Consider the following 18,074-nt stretch of genomic DNA (forward strand, 5'->3'; position numbering starts at 1 on the left):
CCCCCCCCCCCCCCCCCCCCCCCCCCCCCCCCCCCCCCCCCCCCCCCCCCCCCCCCCCCCCCCCCCCCCCCCCCCCCCCCCCCCCCCCCCCGGGCTGCGGCCGCGCTGGCTCGTCGCCGGCGTCGCCGCCGTGCTGGTCGCCCTGGTCGCCGGGGTGTCGCTCGGCCCGGTCAGCCTGCCGCCGGGCAGCGTCGCGGCCGAGCTGCTCAACCTCGTCCCCGGGGTCCGCATCGACAGCGGGCTGACCGAGCGGGAGATCGCCATCGTCACCGAACTGCGGCTGCCCCGGGTGGTGCTCGGCCTGCTGGTCGGCGGGCTGCTCGCCCTGGCCGGCGGCTGCTACCAGGGCGTGTTCCGCAACCCGCTGGCCGACCCGTACCTGCTCGGGGTGGCGGCCGGGGCCGGGCTGGCGGTCACCGCCGTGATCACCCTCGGGGTGGGGGCGGGCGGCGCGCTCACCGGGTTGCCGCTCACCATCCCGCTGGCCGCCTTCGTCGGCGCGCTCGGCGCGGTGGCGATGACCTACCTGCTCGGGGCGTCCGGCGGGCGCGCCCGCTCCACGGCGACGCTGATCCTGGCCGGGGTGGCCGTCTCCGCGTTCCTCTCCGCCGGGCAGACCTACCTGCTGCAACGCAACTCCGACAGCATCCAGCAGGTCTACTCCTGGCTGCTCGGGCGGCTCGCCACCGCCGGCTGGCACGACGTCCGGCTGGTGCTGCCGTACTTCCTCCTCACCGCCCTGGTGGTGCTGCTGCACCGGCGGGAGTTGGACGTGCTCTCCGTCGGAGACGACGAGGCGACCGGCCTCGGGCTGCACCCGCAACGGTCCCGCTACCTGCTGATCGCCGCCGCCTCGCTCGGCACCGCCGCCGCGGTCTCCGCCTCCGGGCTGATCGGCTTCGTCGGGATCATCGTGCCGCACACCGTACGGCTGCTGGCCGGATCGAGCTACCGGGTGATCCTGCCGCTCTCGCTGCTCTTCGGCGGCGCCTTCCTGGCGCTGACGGACGTGGTCGCGCGCACCGTCGCCGCCCCGGCGGAGGTGCCGATCGGCGTGGTCACCGCGCTGCTCGGCGGCCCGTTCTTCGTCCTGGTCCTGCGCACCTCCCGGCGGGTGCTCGGATGAGCGCGCGACGTGCGCCGGCGCCGCGGCCGGCGGACGGCGGGGCGCGCGTGTCCGCCCCGCAGCCGGCGGACGACGGTGTGCCTGTGCCCGCCCCACAGCCGGCGGACGGCGGTGTGCCTGTGTCCGCCCCGCAGTCGGCGGACGGCGGTGACCGGACGACCGGGCCCGCCGTCCCCGCCGTCGAGGTCCGCGACCTGCACGTCCGCCTCGACGGCACGCCGATCCTCGGCGGCGTCGACCTGACCGTCGCCCCGGGCGAGTGGGTCACCGTGATCGGCCCGAACGGCGCCGGGAAGTCGACCCTGCTGCGCGCCGTCGGCGGCCTGCTGCCCGCGCCGGGCGCCATCTCCCTCTTCGGTACGCCGAGCGAGGCGCTGCGCCGCCGCGACCGGGCCCGGGTGGTGGCGACCGTGGCGCAGTCTCCGGTCGTGCCGGCCGGCATGTCGGTGCTCGACTACGTGCTGCTGGGCCGCACCCCGTACATCCCGCCGCTGGGCCGGGAGTCGGCCGCCGACCTGGCCGCCGCGTACGACGTGCTCGACGGGCTGGACCTGACCGGGTTCCAGGACCGGGAGCTGGCCACCCTCTCCGGCGGTGAGCGGCAGCGGGTCTTCCTGGCCCGGGCGCTGGCCCAGGGCGCGACCCTGCTGCTGCTGGACGAGCCGACCAGCGCCCTGGACATCGGCCACCAGCAGGAGGTGCTGGAGCTGGTCGACCGGCTCCGCCGCGAGCACGGCCTGACCGTGCTCGCCACCATGCACGACCTCTCGATAGCCGGCGAGTACGCCGACCGCATGGTGCTCCTCGCCGACGGCAGGGTGGTCGCCGCCGGCACCCCGCGCGAGGTGCTGACCGAGCAGCTCCTCGCCACCTGGTACCGCGCCACCGTCCGCGTCATCGACGGCGACCACGGCCCCCTGGTAGTCCCCGTCCGCCCCCACCCCTGACCCCTCCCGTCCTCCCCTCCCGGGCCCCTGCCGTTGATCAGGAAGTCGTTGTCGCCCCGGCCGGCGTGTCGCCGCAACTTCATGATCAACCCGTGTGGGTGGGTGGGGTTAGGGGCGGGTGAGGATGTTGAAGAGGGCGCCGTGGGGGTCGCGGAGGGCGGCGAAGCGGCCCGCCGGGGCGTCCTGGGGCGGGACCAGGATCGTGCCGCCCAGCTCGGCGGCGCGGGCGGCGGCCGCGTCGGCGTCGGCCACCGCGAAGTACACCGACCAGTACGCGGGCGTGTCCGCCGGGAACCCGTCGCCCAGCGGCGGCACCATGCCGGCCACGATCCGGGCGCCGAGCCGCCAGCCGGTGTAGGTGACGGAGCCTGCCGGCTGGTCGTCCGGGTGCCAGCCGAAGACCAGCTCGTAGAAGACCTTGGCGCCGTCCGGGTCGGGGGTGACCAGTTCGGTCCAGGTCAGCGCGCCCGGGGTGTCGAACACCTCGGCCCCGGGCATCGCCATCGGCTGCCAGACGCTGAAGGCGGCCCCGGCCGGGTCGGTGAAGACCGCCATCCGCCCCCGGTCGAACACCTCGAACGGCGGCACCACCACCTGCCCGCCGGCCCGCTCGACCCGGCCGGCCACGAGGTCGGCGTCGTCCGTCGCCAGGTACGTCGACCAGATCGGCACCTGGTCGGGGATGGCCGGCGGTCCCGCGCCCGCCACCGCCCGTCCGCCGAGCAGGAAGACCGTGTAGCCGCCCGCCTCGGGCTCCGGGTCGATCCGGCCCGTCCACCCGAACAGCTCCGGGTAGAACCTCCGCGCGTCGGCGAGACCGGGGGTGGCGAGGTCGGCCCAGCAGGGCGTGCCCGGCGGGACGGTGCTCACGTCGACCCCTCTCGGCGGGGGGCGACCACGACGGCGCGCCCCTGCCGGCATCGTGGCACCGACCCGCCGCGCCAGGGGGCGGATCGGACGAAACGTCAGCTGAACCGTCGACCCTCGTCGCGCCGCTCCGTCGGATCGGCGCGCCTCCGGTCCGCCACACGGTCGCGACCAGCGAGGTTCTCGCTCTCCAAAATTGTTTCCCGATGAGCCGCGCGACGGCATCCGCCCATGAATTCAGGGACAGAAATGCGTCGATGGCTGTGGTAACTTCGTCATGGCGCGGGAGGCCGCGCCGGAACCGAGTGAACGGGGTTGTCTGTCATGTCGAGAATCGGAAAGACCAGGGCCCTTCTGGCGACCGTCGGCAGCCTGGGGCTGGTGCTCGCCGCGCCGGCCGCACCGGCGTCCGCGAATGCGTCCGGCGCCGGCGCCGCCGCCATCGGCGCCAACTATTCCACCCAGTGCGCGACCGGCCGGATCGAGTCGATCGCGGCCAATCTGCCGATCCGCTGGGAGCCCTTCACGGACTCGCCCGCCTTCACGACGGCCCAGAAGGGCTACCAGTACAACTGCATCCCGAACACCTACGCCTTGGGCGGCCGGTACACGGCATGTGGCGTCAGCAACGCCAACGGCTGGATCATCATCGACTTCCCTGACCGCGTCGGCTACACCTACATGACCTGTGTGAAGGACGTGTAGTTCGGCGATGGCGCCGGCCGGATCCTGCCGAAAGGCTAATCCGGCCGGCGCGACCATTCGACCGGGTTTCCTCGCGGTCGAGCATCTCTCAGTTGTTGGCCACGTTTCCTGGGCCGTTTACGTCATTCCGCGGACGCGCCGGTGAATGCCGCGTGAAATTGTTCGTCACAATGGCGCGGGCAGCGGTCGGGCGTGCAGCACGGCGAGGCGCGAGACGTCCCGGGTGAGCACCACGTAGAGCCGGCCCAGGCCGCGTGGCCCGGTCGCCGCCGGCTCGACGACGGCCGAGCCGTCGAACGCCAGCGCCGCGCCCACCTCGGCCACCATCGTCAGCAGCACCACCCGGACCACGCGCATGCACATCGACAGCGGTCCGGGGTGGCTGGCGTCACCGACCCCTGGTACGCCCACCTCTGAACCAATCCACCCCCGTGAAGCCGCCATCGGCTGAAACCGTCGCGGGCCGTCGTGCGCCTGTACGGTGTCGCCCGCTTCGACGGCGGGCGGGAGCGGAGTGGGCATGACAGGCCGGACAGCGCTCGCGGACGTCGCGGACGACGTCTTCGGGACGACGTACGAGCGGCACTTCCGCGGGATGGTGGCGTTCGCCTACCTGACCACGGGTAGCGCCGCCGCGGCGGAGGACATAGTGCAGGAGGCGTTCGTCGACCTGTACCGCCGCCGCGCCCAGGTACGGGAACCGGAGCGTTGGCTGCGGCGGGCGGTGGCCAGCCGCTGCACCTCCTGGGTACGACGGCGGATCCTCGAACGGCGGCACGCCTTCGCCGACCCGACGCACCCGGTCACGGTGCCGCACGAGACCGCGCCGGTACGGGCGGCGCTGCGCCGGATCCGGCCTCGGCAGCGCGCCGCGTTGTTCCTCCGCTACTACCTCGACCTGCCCGAGCGGGAGATCGCCGAGACGCTCGGCTGCCCCGCCGGCACCGTCAAGACCCTCCTGCACCGTGGACTCGCCGCCCTCAGGGAGCACCTCGATGACTGACCCGACGCAGCAGGTCCGTGACGTTTTCGACCGGGTGCTCGCCGACGAGCGGCTGCCGGTCACCCCGCTGGGCGAGATCGTCCAGCGGGCTGAGGACCCCGCGCGACGCGGCTGGCCGGGCATCCTGGCCACCGCGCTGGCCACCGCGTTCGTGCTGGTCGTCGGGGTCGGGTTGTGGCAGGTCGGGCCGCGACTGCTCGGCGACGCTGGGCCGGGCCGGCCGCTGACCGCGATGGCGGAGCCGGAACGCGCCGACGTGCTGACCCAGTGCCGGGTGGGCGGCCAGGGCGACCGGCTGGTCAACGCCGTGGAGTGGCCCGACGGACGCCGCGCCGCCATCGTCGTCAACGGCACCGATCTCGCCTTCTGCCTGGCCCGTCCCGGGGACGACCTCAGGATTTCGAGCGGCAGCCGGATGGACCCGGGGCAGGACCCGCTGTACTGCCCGCCGCGCACCTGTGCCGTCGCCGGCGGCGGATCCACGCTCCGGCTGGGCGATCTGCCCCTGGGCTACGCGAGGGTGATGAAGGGGCTCGCGCCCGAGGGCGCGACGCGCGTGCGGGTGCGGACCGACCGCGGGTACAGCGTCGAGGCGCCGGTGGTCAACGGGACGTACATAGTCCGGGCCGACAGTTGGACCACCAGCGCCGTCGAGTTCACGGAGATCACCGTGCTCGGCGCCGACGGCGCGGTGCTGATGCGCGTGCCGGCGTACGCGGACTGACGCCCGACCGACGGCCGGTCAGGCGAGCGGCGCGGGCAGCGGCGCGGCGTGCAGCACGGCGAGGCGGGAGACGGCCCGGGTGAGCACCACGTAGAGCCGGTGCAGGCCGCGCGGCTCGGCCGCCACGATCGCCGCCGGCTCGACGACGATGACGTGGTCGTACTCCAGGCCCTTGACCAGCGTCGCCGGCACCACCGTGACGCGCGCTGCGGCGGCCGGGTCGTCGACGGTCGCGGTCTCGACCCCGGCGGCGGCGAGGGCGGCCCGCAGCCCGTCGACCGCGTCGTCGGCGGCGATCACCGCGACCGAGCCGTCGAACGCCAGCGCCGCGCGTACCTCGGCCACCGTCGCGGCGGTCAGGTCGGCGACGGTACGCACGTCGAGCGCGCCGTCGCGGCGCAGCGACTCCGCCGGCGGCACGTCGACGGCGAGCGCCGGCAGCAGCCGGTTGGCGAACGCGACCACGGCGGCGGGCACCCGGAAGCCGACCGTCAGCGGGACCACCACCGCGTCCGGCTTGCCCAGGTGGCGCAGGGACTCCCGCCAGTCGGCGGCGGCCCACGGCGCGGTGCCCTGGGCCAGGTCGCCGAGGAGCGTGATGGACCCGTGCTCGCTGCGTCGGGCGATCACCCGGCACTGCATGGGCGACAGGTCCTGTGCCTCGTCGACCACCACGTGGCCGAAGCCGGCCGGCCGCTCGACCAGCCCGGCCGCCTCGTCGATCAACACCGCGTCCGCCGCCGTCCACTTCGTGGCCTTCGGGGTGCGCCCGAGCTTCGTCCCGGCTGCCGCGGCGCGGCGCGCCGGACGCGGGGCATCCGCCGCGCCGCCTGCCGCCACCGGGTCGGGCGTCCCGCGCAGCAGCGCCTGCTCGTCGGCGGTCAGCAACCCGTCGGCGCTGGCGGCCAGCAGTTCGGCGTCGGTGAGCAGCCGGTGCACCAGCCCTTCCGGGGTGAGCGCCGGCCAGACCGCGTCGAGGAAGGCGGCGACCGGCGCGCACCTGCCCATCCGGCGCAGCCAGGCGTCGCTCGGCGACTCGGCGCGCCGCGCCTCGGCCTGCCGCTGGAGCAGAGCCACCACCCGGGCCCGGACGCGTTCCCGCCCGGTGGCGTACGGCAACCGCTCCCGGCGGGTCTCCTCGACCAGCCGGTGCAGCGGGTCCAGCCCGATCCGCCACCGGTAGGAGCCGTCCGAGACCATGATCGGCTCGGTCGGCTCGCCGATGTGCGCGTCGATCGCCCGGCGCAGCACCTCGGCCATCCGCACGTCGTGCTTGACGGCCGCCGCCGCCGGGTCGTCGACCGCCCGCACCGGCACCCGGGCGACCAGGTCCTCCACCGTGGCCTGCTCGACCTCGACCTCGCCGAGCGCCGGCAGCACCGCCGCGATGTACGACAGGAAGGCCCGGTTCGGCCCGACGATCAGCACACCCGCGCGGCGCAGCCGCTCCCGGTGCAGGTAGAGCAGGTAGGCGGCCCGGTGCAGGCCGACCGCCGTCTTTCCGGTGCCCGGCGCGCCCTGCACGCAGATCGAGTCGGCCAGGTCGGCCCGGACCAGCTCGTCCTGCTCCGGCTGGATGGTGGCGACGATGTCGCGCATCGGCCCGACGCGGGGCCGCTCGATCTCGGCGGTCAGGATCCGGCTGGCCGTGCCGAGTTCCTCGCCCCGGTCGAGGTGCTCGTCCTCGAAGCTGGTGAGCGTCCCGCTGCTGAACCCGAAGCGGCGTCGTACCGCCACGCCCTGCGGGTCGCGGGCGCTGGCCCGGTAGAACGACCGGGAGACGGGTGCCCGCCAGTCCAGCACCAGCGGCTCGCCCCGCTCGTCGGTGACGTGCCGCCGCCCCACGTGGTAGCGCCGGCCGGCGTGGTCGGGGTGCCCGGGACCCGCCCCGTCGTCGCTGCCACCGGGCGTGCCGGCGGTGGACGGGTCGGCGGTCCAACCGTCGGCGGCCGGGCCGGCGGCGGGTGCGGCGTCGGTGGGCGGGCCGAAGCCGAGGCGGCCGAAGAAGAGGGGCGTGGTCGGGTCGTCGGCGAGTTCGGCGACCCGGCGGGCCAGGGTGCGCCCGAGCGTCTCGGCGGCGTAGGCGTCGCCGGCCACCTGGTCGCCGGTGGCGAAGAGGGCCTCGGCGCGTTCCCGCATCCGGGCCAGGGCGGCCCGGGAGGTGGCGAGGTGCTCGCGCTCGGCGGCGAGGTCGGTGTCGAGGTCGAGGTCGACTGCGGTCACGCTGAATCCCATCGAGGTCATCTGCTGATCGCTCGCGTGTCCGGCGGGCGGATGGCCGGCCCCCGGCGCGGGACGTCCGATGCGGTGCTCACCTCACCCCCTGGCCGTCAAGCGGCCTGCCAGCCTACGCGCACACCGGCTCCCGCTCCACCGAATTACCGCCCTCCGGGCCCGGCGCCCACGCGCTGGCGTGCTGACCGGTCGTCGCCGCCGGCTCCGGCGTACCGTCCTGCCGTTGCCGGTGGTGGCCGACGACCGGCGGCCGGGATCATGGGGGGATGACCGAGCCGCCTGCCGAGCGACCCCGGGTGACCATCAGCGATCCGCAGGTGATGCGGGCGCTGGCCCACCCGGCCCGACTCGCGATCACGGAACACCTCAGCTCGATCGAGGCGGGCGCGACCGCCACGGAGTGCGCGGAGATCGTCGGCCTGTCGCCGAGCGCCACCAGCTACCACCTGCGGGAGTTGGCGAAGGCGGGCCTGGTGGAGCAGGCGCCGAACCGCGGCGACGCGCGGGAGCGAGTCTGGCGGGTGGTCAGCCCGAGCTGGACCGTCGACGCCGGGCGCGGGACGGCGCCGGAGGCCCGGGCAGCCGAGCGTGCGCTGGTGGAGGCGTGGCTGGCCCGCGACCTGGAGCGCAGCCGCGACTGGTTGCGGCGCGCGCCCGACGAGCCGGCCGAGTGGTACGAGGCGAGCCGGCTCGCCGACTCGCAACTGCTGCTCACCGCGGCGGAGCTGCGCGAGCTGAACGAGGCGGTGGACCGCCTGTTCGAGCCGTACCGCAAACGGTCGCGGGTGGACCCGCCGGCCGGGGCGCGCACCGTCTCGGTGCACTACAAGGCGTTGCCGGTCGATTGAAAGGGGATTGCATCCGGCAGATGTGAAGGATTATTTTCGAAGTATGTCCTTCACATCTGCTCGGTCGCGCTGGCCGGACGTCTGGCTCGCCACCACCGCCCGGGGCGTGGCCACCTGCGGTGACTTCCTCGCCGCCAGCACGCTCACGTTGGCGTTGCAGTCGGCCGGGGCGGGCGGGCTCGCCGTGTCCGGCCTGCTGCTCGCCGCGACCCTGCCGCTGGTGGCGTTCGCACCGCTGACCGGTCGCCTCGCGGACCGGGTGGACAGCCGAATCCTGCTGGTGACCGCGGGGCTGGCCCAGGCCGGCATCTGCCTCACGCTCGCGTACGCCGGGCACCCGCTTCTGGTCATCGCGCTGGTGGCGCTGCTCGCCACCGGCCTCGCCGTCACCCAGCCGGTGCTCTCGGCGCTGGTGCCGGCGATGGTGCGGGCCGAGGACCTGCCCCGGGCCAGCGCGCTCAGCCAGTCGGCCGGCACCCTGGGCTCGCTCGCCGGTCCGGCGCTGGCCGGGCTGCTGGTGGGCGAGTTCGGCACGCGCCTGCCGCTGCTCGTGGGCGCCGGCAGCTATCTGGCGCTGGTGGCGGCCGGACTGCTGATCCGCACCCGCAGAGGAAGCCGTGGGCCGGCGGCGGCCGGCGACGCGGCGGTGCCCCCGGCCTGGCGGCTGCGACGCGACCCGCTGCTGGTGGCGATGGTCGCCAGCGTCGCCGGGGTGTTCGGCGCCGTCGGGGCGATCAACGTGATCGAGGTGTTCTTCATCCGGGAGACGCTGGGCAGCTCGACCACGATGTACGGGCTGGTGACCGGCGCCTGGACGCTCGGCGTCCTGGCCGGCGCGTGGCTCTTCGCGCGGGTGGTCCGGCGGCTAGACCGCGACGCCAGGCTGGTCCGGGCCAGCCTGGCGCTGCTCGGTGGGTGCTGCGCGATGGTGCTGGCCTCGGCGGCCGTGCCGACGGCCCTGCTGCTGGTGCCGATCTGGTTGACCGGCGGCATCTTCAACGGCGGCAGCAACGTCTTCAACAACGTGCTGCTGGCCCGCCGGGTGCCGGAGGCGGCGCGGGGCCGCGCCTTCGCCTCCTTCGGCGCGGCGGTCCAGGGCGCCGCGATGGTCGGCTTCCTGGCCGGCGGCCTCCTGCTGGAGGCGGCCGATCCCCGGCCGCTGGTCGCCGGTTGCGGGCTGGCCGGCCTGCTGGCGGTCGCCGTCGTCTCGGTTCCCCTCCGCCGCGCGGCCCGCGCGGCCCCCGCGCGGACGCCCGCCGGTGCACCGTTCGCGGGCGCCGCCCCGACAGGAACCGGTTCGGGCGCCCCCGCCTCCGACGTCGCGGTGGATGCGGGGTTGGCCACTCCGACGCCGACCCGCTGAGCCCCGGGCGAATGGCGGGGATACGGTCGGGGCATGGCTGAGCACGTCGCGCGCCCCCGGGTCGGGCACATCCAGTTCCTGAACTGCCTGCCGATCTACTGGGGGCTGATGCGCTCCGGCGCCCTGATCGACGTCGACCTGCACAAGGACTCGCCGGACCGGCTGAGCGCCGCGCTGGTCGCCGGTGACCTGGACATCGGCCCGATATCGCACGTGGAGTACCTGCGCCACGCCGACGAACTGCTGCTCCTGCCCGACCTGGCGGTCGGCAGCGACGGCCCGGTGCTGTCGGTCAACATCGTCTCCACCCGCCCGCTGGCCGAGCTCGACCACGGAAAGGTGGCGCTGGGCTCGACCTCGCGGACCGGGGTCCTCCTGGCCCAGCTCCTGCTCGGCGAGCGGTACGGGGTGAACCCCGAGTACTTCCGCTGCCCGCCGGACCTGACCCAGATGCTGTTGGAGGCCGACGCCGGGGTGCTGATCGGCGACGTGGCGCTGCGCGCGCTCTACGAGGCGCCGAAGCGTGGGCTGAAGGTCACCGACCTCGGGCAGGCGTGGCGGGAGTGGACCGGCCTGCCGATGGTCTTCGCCGTGTGGGCCGTACGCCGGGACTTCGCCGCCGCCCACCCGGGTCTGGTCAAGGAGGTCCACGACGCGTTCCTGCGCTCCCGGGACCTCTGCCTCTCCGAGCTGGACCAGGTCGCCGAGGCCGGCGCGCGCTGGGAGCCGTTCGACGCGGAGACCCTGGCGACGTACTTCCGGGCGCTGGACTTCTCGCTCGGCGACCGCCAGGTGGCCGGCCTGCGCGAGTTCGCGCGCCGCGCCGCCGCCCTCGGCGCCGCCCCGTCCCTTCCCGACACGGGCCCCGACTTCTTCACGGGCTGACCCCGCCGGCCCGCGACCGCCCCGATCGGCGGCGAGGGTCAGACGGAGTCGCGGAGGAGGGCTTCCGTGATCTTCTGGCAGTTCTTCATGCCGTACTCGTAGCCCTTGCCGATCGGGTAGCGGACCATCACGCCCATCGTCCAGGTGTCGCCGATGGCCAGGCAGTTGATGTGCATCTCCTGCTCCCTGGTCCGGTCGATCCAACCGTTCTTGATGGCGATGGTCTTGCGCTCCGCGGCCGGGAACGCCTTGCGGATGCCGAAGTCGCCCGCACCCCGGACCAGCCGCATCTCCTTGATCAGCCAGGTGGTCCACTTCGGCCCGGCGGCCCGGCCGTCGGCGATGCAGGCCCCCATCCGGGCGGTGTCGCGGGGGGAGAGCGCCGTGCGGCTCCATCCGCCGTCGGCGGCGACCTTGCTGTCGGTCAGCTCGCACAGCGAGATCAGCCGCTTGATCGAGGCGGACCGGCCGACGGTGTTGTAGAACTGCTCGGCCCGGGTGTTGTCGCTGTCCCGGATGATCTTCGTGGCGTCGGCGAGCTTGGCGTCGCTCGGCGTCTGGCCGGCGTCGGCGGCGCGGCGCAGGTAGTCGGCCACGATCCAGGCCTTGATCAGCGAGGCGGTGGTGCTGGTCTCGTCCATGTTGTCCGAACCGATGATCTCGCCGGTCCGGCGGTCGAGGACGCTCCAGGAGTACCAGCCCTCGATGTCCAGGTCGAGGTCCTTCGCCTCGAACGGCAGCGGCTCCGGCGTCGCGCTGGGCGACGGCGACGCCGACGGCGACTGCCGCGAGCTGCGGTCGCCCGGCGTGGTCGCGCCGCGGTCGGTCGGCACGGCGGGGTCGCCCCACCGGGCGACGGCGGTGGACTCGAACGGCGAGCCCGGCAGCAGCCGCAGGGACACGAGCACCAGGCCGATCAGGACCACCGCGACGGCGATCAGCTTGACGGGGGAGGCGTCGCCGCGCCGGTCGTCCCGGCGCTGTCCGGCCATCAGAGCTTCCCGACCGGCTGCTGCGGCACCTTGAGGGCGGCGCCCGGCTGCGGGGTCACCAGTTGGCTGGCGACCGAGGCGCAGGTCTGCGCGCCGTAGTCCAGCCCGCTCTTCTGCGGGTAGCGCAGCATCACCGCCAGGCTCCACTTGTCGGTGACCGCGAGGCAGTTCACGTGCCAGTTGCCGTCGTAGTTCAGCGGGGTCCAGCCGTTCTTGATGCTGACCGGGCCCTGGCTGAGGATCGACTGGGGGAGCCCGTCGATGATGCCCCAGCGGCCGCCGCCCGACCGGGCCTTCTGGTCCTTGGCGGCGGTGGTGCCCTTGACCTTGCTCATCTCGTCCAGCAGGTAGTTGGTCCACTTCGGGCCGGCGGCCGTGCCGTCACCGATGCAGTCGCCGAGCCGGACGGCGTCGCGGGGGGACATCCGGGTGAAGCTCCACCAGCCCACGTAGCCCGGCACGTTGCCCGGCTTGGTGTCGGTCAGCTCGCAGATGCTGGTCATCCGCTTGATCGTCTCGGCGCGGCCCACCGCGCTGTAGAGGGCGTTGGCGGCGTCGTCGTCGCTGTTGCGGATGGCGGCGGAGATCTGCTTCTTCCGCTCGGCCGGCACGGGCTTGTCGCCGAGCTGGCGGAGGTAGTCGGCCGCGAACCAGGCCTTGATCATCGACTCGGTGGAGCTGGTCGAGGTCATGTTCTTGGCACCGGAGATCTCGCCGGTCTCCCGGTCCATCAGGGCCCACGAGAAGAACTCGCCCTTGAAGTTCACCGACACCGGGCCGGCGGCCAGGGTCGGCGGCGGGGGCGGGGTGGGCGCCGGTGCCGCCACGCTTCCGCCGCCGCTTCCGCCGCTCGCGGCGTCGTCGCCGGCGAGTCGGGCGTACGCGGCAGGCACGAGCAGGCCGCCACCGAGGAGGACCGCCACGACGGCGAGCACCAGGGTCACGCGGGATCGCATGAGTTGGGTGAGCTCCAGATGTCAGGGCCGGGGGGACCGGCTTGTTGTCCGGACGGATCGGCGGCTCGCCGAGGCCGGGGGATGTGGCCTTCGTGTTCCTGGGCGATAGTCGGCAGCCGATGGTGTGACCGGGGGAAGTCTACGTGCGGATCGGCCGCACGCCAGAACATGACACCTGGCAACTTGCCATGAAGGCGGGATATCGGGCCGCTATGCGGCTATTGGGGGAATTCGTCTTCGCCGCGTGATCCAAGTCATAGTTTGCCGCTCGCTGGGAGTCGCCGTCGCGTCCCGAACTGTCCTCGGAAACCTGTTACACACCTCTGGTGCGGCGAGTTGCAAGCTGTAACACTTGACCCCATGTATGGCAACGACTTCTCCGCCGAGGACGCACTCGGCGGTGGCCTGCTCGGCGAGGTCGAGGCGGCGGAGGCGGCGCTGCGGGAGGCCGCCGAGCGGGGACGGCGCGCCGGTGCCCCCGGCCCCGACGAGGACCTCGCGGCGTACTTCGCCGAGGTCATCGACGCCGACCAGAAGATCGAGCCGCGCGACTGGATGCCCGAGGCGTACCGCAGGACGCTGATCCGGCAGATCGCCCAGCACGCGCACTCCGAGATCATCGGCATGCAGCCGGAGGGGAACTGGATCAGCCGGGCCCCCTCGCTCAAGCGCAAGGCGATCCTGCTGGCCAAGGTCCAGGACGAGGCCGGCCACGGCCTCTACCTCTACGCCGCCGCGGAGACCCTCGGGATCAGCCGGGACGAGCTGGTCGAGCTGCTCCTCAGCGGCCGGCAGAAGTACAGCTCGATCTTCAACTACCCGACGCTGACCTGGGCGGACGTCGGCGCTATCGGCTGGCTGGTGGACGGCGCCGCGATCGTCAACCAGGTGCCGCTCTGCCGCTGCTCGTACGGGCCGTACGCCCGCGCGATGATCCGGGTCTGCAAGGAGGAGTCGTTCCACCAGCGGCAGGGCTACGAGATCCTGCACACCCTGGCGCACGGCACGCCCGCGCAGAAGGCGATGGCGCAGGACGCCGTCGACCGCTGGTGGTACCCGTCGCTGGCGATGTTCGGCCCGCCGGACACCGACTCCACCCATTCGGCGCAGTCCATGGCCTGGAAGATCAAGCGGTTCTCCAACGACGAGCTGCGCCAGCGCTTCGTGGACATGTGCGTGCAGCAGGCCGAGATCCTCGGCCTGACCATCCCCGACCCGGGCCTGCGCTGGAACGAGTCCCGGCAGTCGTACGACTTCACCCAGCCGGACTACGACGAGCTGATGCGGGTGATCAAGGGGGACGGGCCGTGCAACCGGCAGCGGGCGGAGCACCGCCGCCGCGCCCACACCGACGGAGCCTGGGTGCGTGAGGCCGCCGCGGCGTACGCCGCCAAGCGGGCGGAGAAGAAGGAGAAGGTGGCGGCGTGAGCGAGCGTAGCGAGCGAACGGATCAGCGCGGCGTGAGCGATCCGTCGCCGTTGTGGGAGGTCTTCGTGCGGGCGCGGCGCGGGTTGTCGCACACCCACGTCGGCAGCCTGCACGCCCCCGACGCCGAGCTGGCCCTGCGCAACGCGCGAGACCTCTACACCCGCCGCCAGGAGGGCGTCTCCATCTGGGTGGTGCCGGCGGGCGCGATCACCGCGTCCAGCCCCGACGAGAAGGACGCCTTCTTCGACCCGGCGGCCGACAAGGTCTACCGCCACCCCACGTTCTACGAGGTGCCGGACGGGGTGGCCCACCTGTGAGCGAGCGCAGCGAGCGAACCATTCGGCTCAGCACCGGGGCGCGTCGCGCCGCCGCCGAGCGGAGCGAGGTGGCGGCGTGACCGGCCCCTTCGACTTCACCCTCGCCCTTGGCGACGACGCGCTGATCGCGGCGCAGCGGCTGGCCGAGTGGACCACCCGGGCGCCGGAGATGGAGGAGGACATCGCGCTGGCGAACATCGCCCTCGACCAGCTCGGCGCGGCCCGGCTCCTGCTGTCGTACGCGGGCGAGCTGGAGGGCGCCGGCCGGGACGAGGACGCGCTGGCCTTCCTCCGCGACGACCGGGAGTTCCGCAACTGCCTCCTCGTGGAGCTGCCGAACGGCGACTTCGCGGTCACCATGGCGAAGCTGCTCTTCCTCTCGGCGTACCAGCTCCCGCTCTACACCGCGCTGGCCGGCTGCGCCGACGAGCGGCTGGCCGCGATCGGGGCCAAGGCCCGCAAGGAGTCGGCCTACCACCTCGACCACGCCTCCCTGTGGGTGCGGCGGCTGGGTGACGGCACCGAGGAGTCGCACCGGCGCATGCAGGCGGCCGTCGAGCAGGTCTGGCCGTACGCGCACGAGCTGTTCGCGGCGGACCCGGCGGCGCCGGTCGACCCGGCCACCCTGCGGGCCGACTTCGACGCCACCGTCACCGCGGTGCTCGACGAGGCCACGCTGACCCGGCCGGAGGGCGGCTGGGCGCCGGCCGGCGGGCGGGACGGGGTGCACACCGAGCACCTGTCCTACCTGCTCGCCGAGATGCAGGTGCTGCACCGCGCCCACCCCGGGGCGCACTGGTGAGCGACCCCAGGGCAGCCGTCGCGGCGGTGGTGGACCCGGAGATCCGGGTCGTCACCATCGCCGACCTCGGCATCCTGCGGGCGGTCGACGAGGACCCGGCGACCGGCCGGGTCGTCGTGACCATCACCCCCACCTACACGGGCTGCCCGGCGATGGACGTGATCCGCGCCGACATCCGCCGGGCCCTGGCCGCCGCCGGCCATCCCGACGCCGAGGTGCGCACCGTCTACAGCCCGGCGTGGAGCACCGACTGGATCTCCGCCGCCGGCCGGGCCAAGCTGGCCGCCGCCGGCATCGCCCCGCCGGCCCCCGTCGGCACCGGCGGCGTGGTGCCGCTGACCCTCGCCGTCCGCTGCCCGCGCTGCGGCTCGCCGGAGACCGAGCAGGTCAGCCGCTTCGGCTCCACCGCGTGCAAGGCGCTCTGGCGCTGCCGTTCCTGCCGTGAACCCTTCGACCACCTGAAGGCGCTGTGACTGTCACCATCACCCGCCCGGTCCGCCGCCGGCCGGTCTTCCACCCGCTCTCCGTCGCCGCCGTCGACCGGCTCACCGACGACGCCGTGGCGATCACCTTCGCGGTGCCGCCGGAGCTGCGGGAGACCTTCGCGTTCTCCGCCGGTCAGCACCTCACCGTCCGGCGCGGCACCGAAGCGGGGGAGGACGTGCGGCGGTCGTACTCCATCTGCTCCACTCCGGAGGACCTGGCGCGGCACGGCCGGCTGCGGATCGGCGTGCGGGAGATCCCCGGCGGGGCGTTCTCGGCGTACGCCTGCGGCGCACTGCGGGGCGGCGACACGGTCGAGGTGCTGCCGCCGCTCGGGAACTTCATCACGGCCTTCGCGCCGGACCGGGCCCGCCACTACGGCGCGGTGGTCGCCGGCTCGGGGATCACCCCGGTGCTCGCGCTGGTCGCGACGGCGCTCGCCGTCGAGCCGGCCAGCACCTTCACCCTGGTGTACGGCAACCGCACGGCCAACACGGTGATGTTCGCCGAGGAACTCGCCGACCTGAAGGACCGCTATCCGACCCGCCTGCACCTGGTGCACGTGCTCTCCCGCGAGCAGGGCGAGTCCCCGCTGCTCTCCGGCCGGATCGACGCCGACCGGCTGGGCCGGCTGCTGGCCACGATCGTCCCCGGCGACGCCATCGAGGAGTGGTTCCTCTGCGGCCCGTACGGCATGGTGGTGGACGCCCGGGAGGTGCTCACCGGGCGCGGGGTGCCGGAGCCGGCGGTCCACACGGAGCTGTTCCACGTCGACGAGGCCCCGGCCCCGCCGCGACGCCCGGCCGACGAGCCGGGGGCCGGCGCCGAGGTGACGATCGTGCTGGACGGCCGCTCGTCGAGCTTCACGATGGGCCGCGACGAGCGGGTGCTGGACGCGGCGCTGAAGGTCCGCGGCGAGCTGCCGTACGCCTGCAAGGGCGGGGTCTGCTCGACCTGCAAGGCCAAGGTCGTCGACGGTGCGGTCACGATGGCCCGCAACTACGCCCTGGAGCCGGACGAGGTGGCCGCCGGCTACGTCCTCACGTGCCAGTCCAGCCCGACCACCGACAGGCTCACGGTCGACTACGACGCCTGAGGTAGCTGGCTGCTCACCGGTGACGTCGACCGAGTCCCTACCGCGCGCGCTTGTACGGATCGACGATTTCCCTGGGATGTAGTGCTGGAGCGGCGAGTTCGCGCAGTGCTGCCGAGGCTACGTAGTACCTGCCGCGGGTCTGGCCATGCTGTTCGAGCAGATCTGCCCGCACGAGGGCACGGAGATCGCGGACGGCTTGGTCGTCTGTGAGCGACTCGTCATGCTGATAGACCGTACGGCGCACCTTGCCGCCGGTGGCCGCCAGTTGGAGCGCACTGACCACGCGCTCTGGCAGGTTGCGCCGCCTGACCCAGGTGTCGAGCAGGTCCCAGAGGCGGGCGGCCTGGTCGATCCGCTGCCGAACCAACTGGGCCTGTTGGTGGTGGGCGCTGAGGCAGAAGCGGATCCACGGCCCGGTGTCGTTCTCCGGCTGCCAGATCGGGCCGCCGACCTCAGCGAGCACGTCGTAGTAGGCGTAGGTGTTGCGGCCCACGCCGAGCCATTCCTCGATGGAGGAGAATTCGGGCGCCAGAACTCCGTCGCGGGCCAGGACGAGTGTGTGCAGGCACCGTGACATACGCCCGTTGCCGTCTCGCCATGGGTGGATCTTGACCAGGTTCAGGTGGGCCATGGATGCGCGGACCAGGAGAGGGGTGTCCGACTGCTCGTGAGCGAGCCACTCGACCAGTTCGCCGACAAGGGCCGGCACCTCGTCGGCATCGGGTCCCGTGTAGACCCGACGGCCGGTGTGCGCCTCGTCGACGTAGATGTCGCCAGGTCTGTAGCGGCCCGGCCACTTCGACAGGTCGTGGCGCATCATCATGAAGTGCAGGGCGTTGAGCAGCATGTGGTGCCAGGTGAATTCCGATGAGTGCCCGAGTTGCTGCACGTAGGTGAGGGCGTCCCGATAGGCCGTGATGACGTCCCACGTGCCCGGACTGGTTTCCATGGGTTCCTCGCCGGCGACCGCGGCCACCGCGTCGTCCAGCCCGACCTGATAGCCCTCGATCGAGTTCGATCCCTGGATCGCATGCGCGATCAGTGTTCGACGCAGTTGTCCTGTCCAGCGTCGCGGTTCGGCAACCTGGTAGCGAAGCGTCTCGCGCATCCCCTCCAATTCGTTGAGGACGTGCTTGTCGTCATCGGTCAGGAGGGGTGTCGAGTAGAGCATGCCAACATCATAGAATCATTCAGGGGTGATGCCGTAATCATTCAGGCATTCGGGTGTGTGCGGCCACCCCTCGCGTCCTCTCTTCGGCGTTGGTCACACGGTCGGATGCCGCCGACCGGAGCCGTG

The 18,074-nt window shown here is 73.4% G+C and carries 19 protein-coding genes; 13 read left to right on the top strand and 6 right to left on the bottom strand.

Translation table 11 applies throughout. From position 1 onward, the window contains the following. Positions 1 to 94 precede the first annotated feature (94 nt). Positions 95 to 1,126 (top strand): FecCD family ABC transporter permease, encoded by a 1,032-nt coding sequence (locus tag ACZ6O2_RS06570; RefSeq protein ID WP_357453148.1) that lies wholly within the window; start codon positions 95 to 97, stop codon positions 1,124 to 1,126. Positions 1,127 to 1,245: 119 nt separating this feature from the next. Then, complete coding sequence (locus ACZ6O2_RS06575; RefSeq protein ID WP_466022225.1) at positions 1,246 to 2,073, top strand: ABC transporter ATP-binding protein; 828 nt, start codon at positions 1,246 to 1,248, stop codon at positions 2,071 to 2,073. A 108-nt stretch (positions 2,074 to 2,181) separates the two neighbouring features. Here ACZ6O2_RS06575 and ACZ6O2_RS06580 read toward each other — a convergent pair whose 3' ends face one another. After that, entirely contained in the window at positions 2,182 to 2,943 is a 762-nt protein-coding gene (locus tag ACZ6O2_RS06580) for a VOC family protein (protein ID WP_350701919.1), read from the bottom strand. A gap of 378 nt (positions 2,944 to 3,321) precedes the next feature. Here ACZ6O2_RS06580 and ACZ6O2_RS06585 point away from each other — a divergent pair, with 378 nt between their 5' ends. Beyond that, positions 3,322 to 3,645: a hypothetical protein gene (locus tag ACZ6O2_RS06585; RefSeq protein ID WP_466022226.1), complete on the top strand. Its 324-nt coding sequence runs from the start codon at positions 3,322 to 3,324 to the stop codon at positions 3,643 to 3,645. A gap of 165 nt (positions 3,646 to 3,810) precedes the next feature. Here the strand turns inward: ACZ6O2_RS06585 and ACZ6O2_RS06590 are convergent, their stop codons facing one another. Continuing rightward, positions 3,811 to 4,056 (bottom strand): hypothetical protein, encoded by a 246-nt coding sequence (locus ACZ6O2_RS06590; RefSeq protein WP_466022227.1) that lies wholly within the window; start codon positions 4,054 to 4,056, stop codon positions 3,811 to 3,813. 109 nt (positions 4,057 to 4,165) lie between these two features. On the opposite strand from ACZ6O2_RS06590, the gene ACZ6O2_RS06595 reads away from it, so the two are divergent. Together ACZ6O2_RS06595 and ACZ6O2_RS06600 are read left to right on the top strand one after the other, a co-directional pair. Continuing rightward, positions 4,166 to 4,648 carry a sigma-70 family RNA polymerase sigma factor gene (locus ACZ6O2_RS06595; protein ID WP_466022228.1) on the top strand — a complete coding sequence of 161 codons (483 nt, stop codon included), beginning with the start codon at positions 4,166 to 4,168 and terminating at the stop codon, positions 4,646 to 4,648. Further along, positions 4,641 to 5,372, top strand: a complete 732-nt coding sequence (locus tag ACZ6O2_RS06600; protein ID WP_466022229.1) for a hypothetical protein — start codon at positions 4,641 to 4,643, stop codon at positions 5,370 to 5,372. Before ACZ6O2_RS06595 ends, ACZ6O2_RS06600 begins: the two co-directional genes overlap by 8 nt. Positions 5,373 to 5,390: 18 nt before the next feature. On the opposite strand, the gene ACZ6O2_RS06605 is transcribed toward ACZ6O2_RS06600, so the two are convergent. Then, complete coding sequence (locus ACZ6O2_RS06605) at positions 5,391 to 7,607, bottom strand: HelD family protein (protein ID WP_466022376.1); 2,217 nt, start codon at positions 7,605 to 7,607, stop codon at positions 5,391 to 5,393. A 266-nt stretch (positions 7,608 to 7,873) separates the two neighbouring features. On the opposite strand from ACZ6O2_RS06605, the gene ACZ6O2_RS06610 reads away from it, so the two are divergent. From ACZ6O2_RS06610 to ACZ6O2_RS06620, 3 genes are read left to right on the top strand one after another with little or no spacing between them, the layout of a single operon-like run. Then, complete coding sequence (locus tag ACZ6O2_RS06610; protein WP_350701910.1) at positions 7,874 to 8,455, top strand: metalloregulator ArsR/SmtB family transcription factor; 582 nt, start codon at positions 7,874 to 7,876, stop codon at positions 8,453 to 8,455. A 43-nt stretch (positions 8,456 to 8,498) separates the two neighbouring features. After that, entirely contained in the window at positions 8,499 to 9,818 is a 1,320-nt protein-coding gene (locus ACZ6O2_RS06615) for an MFS transporter (protein WP_466022230.1), read from the top strand. 33 nt (positions 9,819 to 9,851) lie between these two features. Further along, the gene (locus ACZ6O2_RS06620) at positions 9,852 to 10,703 is read left to right on the top strand and encodes a menaquinone biosynthetic enzyme MqnA/MqnD family protein (RefSeq protein WP_466022231.1); all 852 of its coding nucleotides are present in this window, start codon (positions 9,852 to 9,854) and stop codon (positions 10,701 to 10,703) included. 38 nt (positions 10,704 to 10,741) lie between these two features. On the opposite strand, the gene ACZ6O2_RS06625 is transcribed toward ACZ6O2_RS06620, so the two are convergent. Next, the gene (locus ACZ6O2_RS06625) at positions 10,742 to 11,695 is read right to left on the bottom strand and encodes a serine hydrolase (RefSeq protein ID WP_466022232.1); all 954 of its coding nucleotides are present in this window, start codon (positions 11,693 to 11,695) and stop codon (positions 10,742 to 10,744) included. Continuing rightward, positions 11,695 to 12,651, bottom strand: coding sequence for a hypothetical protein (locus ACZ6O2_RS06630; RefSeq protein WP_466022233.1), 957 nt, complete (start codon positions 12,649 to 12,651; stop codon positions 11,695 to 11,697). Before ACZ6O2_RS06630 ends, ACZ6O2_RS06625 begins: the two co-directional genes overlap by 1 nt. A gap of 360 nt (positions 12,652 to 13,011) precedes the next feature. On the opposite strand from ACZ6O2_RS06630, the gene paaA reads away from it, so the two are divergent. From paaA to paaE, 5 genes are all read left to right on the top strand, one after another. Beyond that, positions 13,012 to 14,079, top strand: a complete 1,068-nt coding sequence (paaA, locus tag ACZ6O2_RS06635) for a 1,2-phenylacetyl-CoA epoxidase subunit PaaA (protein ID WP_466022234.1) — start codon at positions 13,012 to 13,014, stop codon at positions 14,077 to 14,079. Continuing rightward, positions 14,076 to 14,396: a 1,2-phenylacetyl-CoA epoxidase subunit PaaB gene (paaB, locus tag ACZ6O2_RS06640; protein ID WP_350701900.1), complete on the top strand. Its 321-nt coding sequence runs from the start codon at positions 14,076 to 14,078 to the stop codon at positions 14,394 to 14,396. The genes paaA and paaB overlap by 4 nt, the downstream gene beginning before the upstream one ends. Before the next feature lie 76 nt (positions 14,397 to 14,472). Further along, complete coding sequence (gene paaC / locus ACZ6O2_RS06645) at positions 14,473 to 15,198, top strand: 1,2-phenylacetyl-CoA epoxidase subunit PaaC (protein ID WP_466022235.1); 726 nt, start codon at positions 14,473 to 14,475, stop codon at positions 15,196 to 15,198. Further along, entirely contained in the window at positions 15,195 to 15,671 is a 477-nt protein-coding gene (paaD, locus tag ACZ6O2_RS06650; protein WP_350701897.1) for a 1,2-phenylacetyl-CoA epoxidase subunit PaaD, read from the top strand. The genes paaC and paaD overlap by 4 nt, the downstream gene beginning before the upstream one ends. Beyond that, complete coding sequence (gene paaE, locus ACZ6O2_RS06655; protein ID WP_466022236.1) at positions 15,668 to 16,777, top strand: 1,2-phenylacetyl-CoA epoxidase subunit PaaE; 1,110 nt, start codon at positions 15,668 to 15,670, stop codon at positions 16,775 to 16,777. Before paaD ends, paaE begins: the two co-directional genes overlap by 4 nt. Positions 16,778 to 16,814: 37 nt before the next feature. Here the strand turns inward: paaE and ACZ6O2_RS06660 are convergent, their stop codons facing one another. Continuing rightward, positions 16,815 to 17,948: a Fic family protein gene (locus ACZ6O2_RS06660; protein WP_466022237.1), complete on the bottom strand. Its 1,134-nt coding sequence runs from the start codon at positions 17,946 to 17,948 to the stop codon at positions 16,815 to 16,817. Between the last annotated feature and the right edge of the window lie 126 nt (positions 17,949 to 18,074).

The organism is Micromonospora sp. NPDC048040 (genome assembly GCF_055587185.1).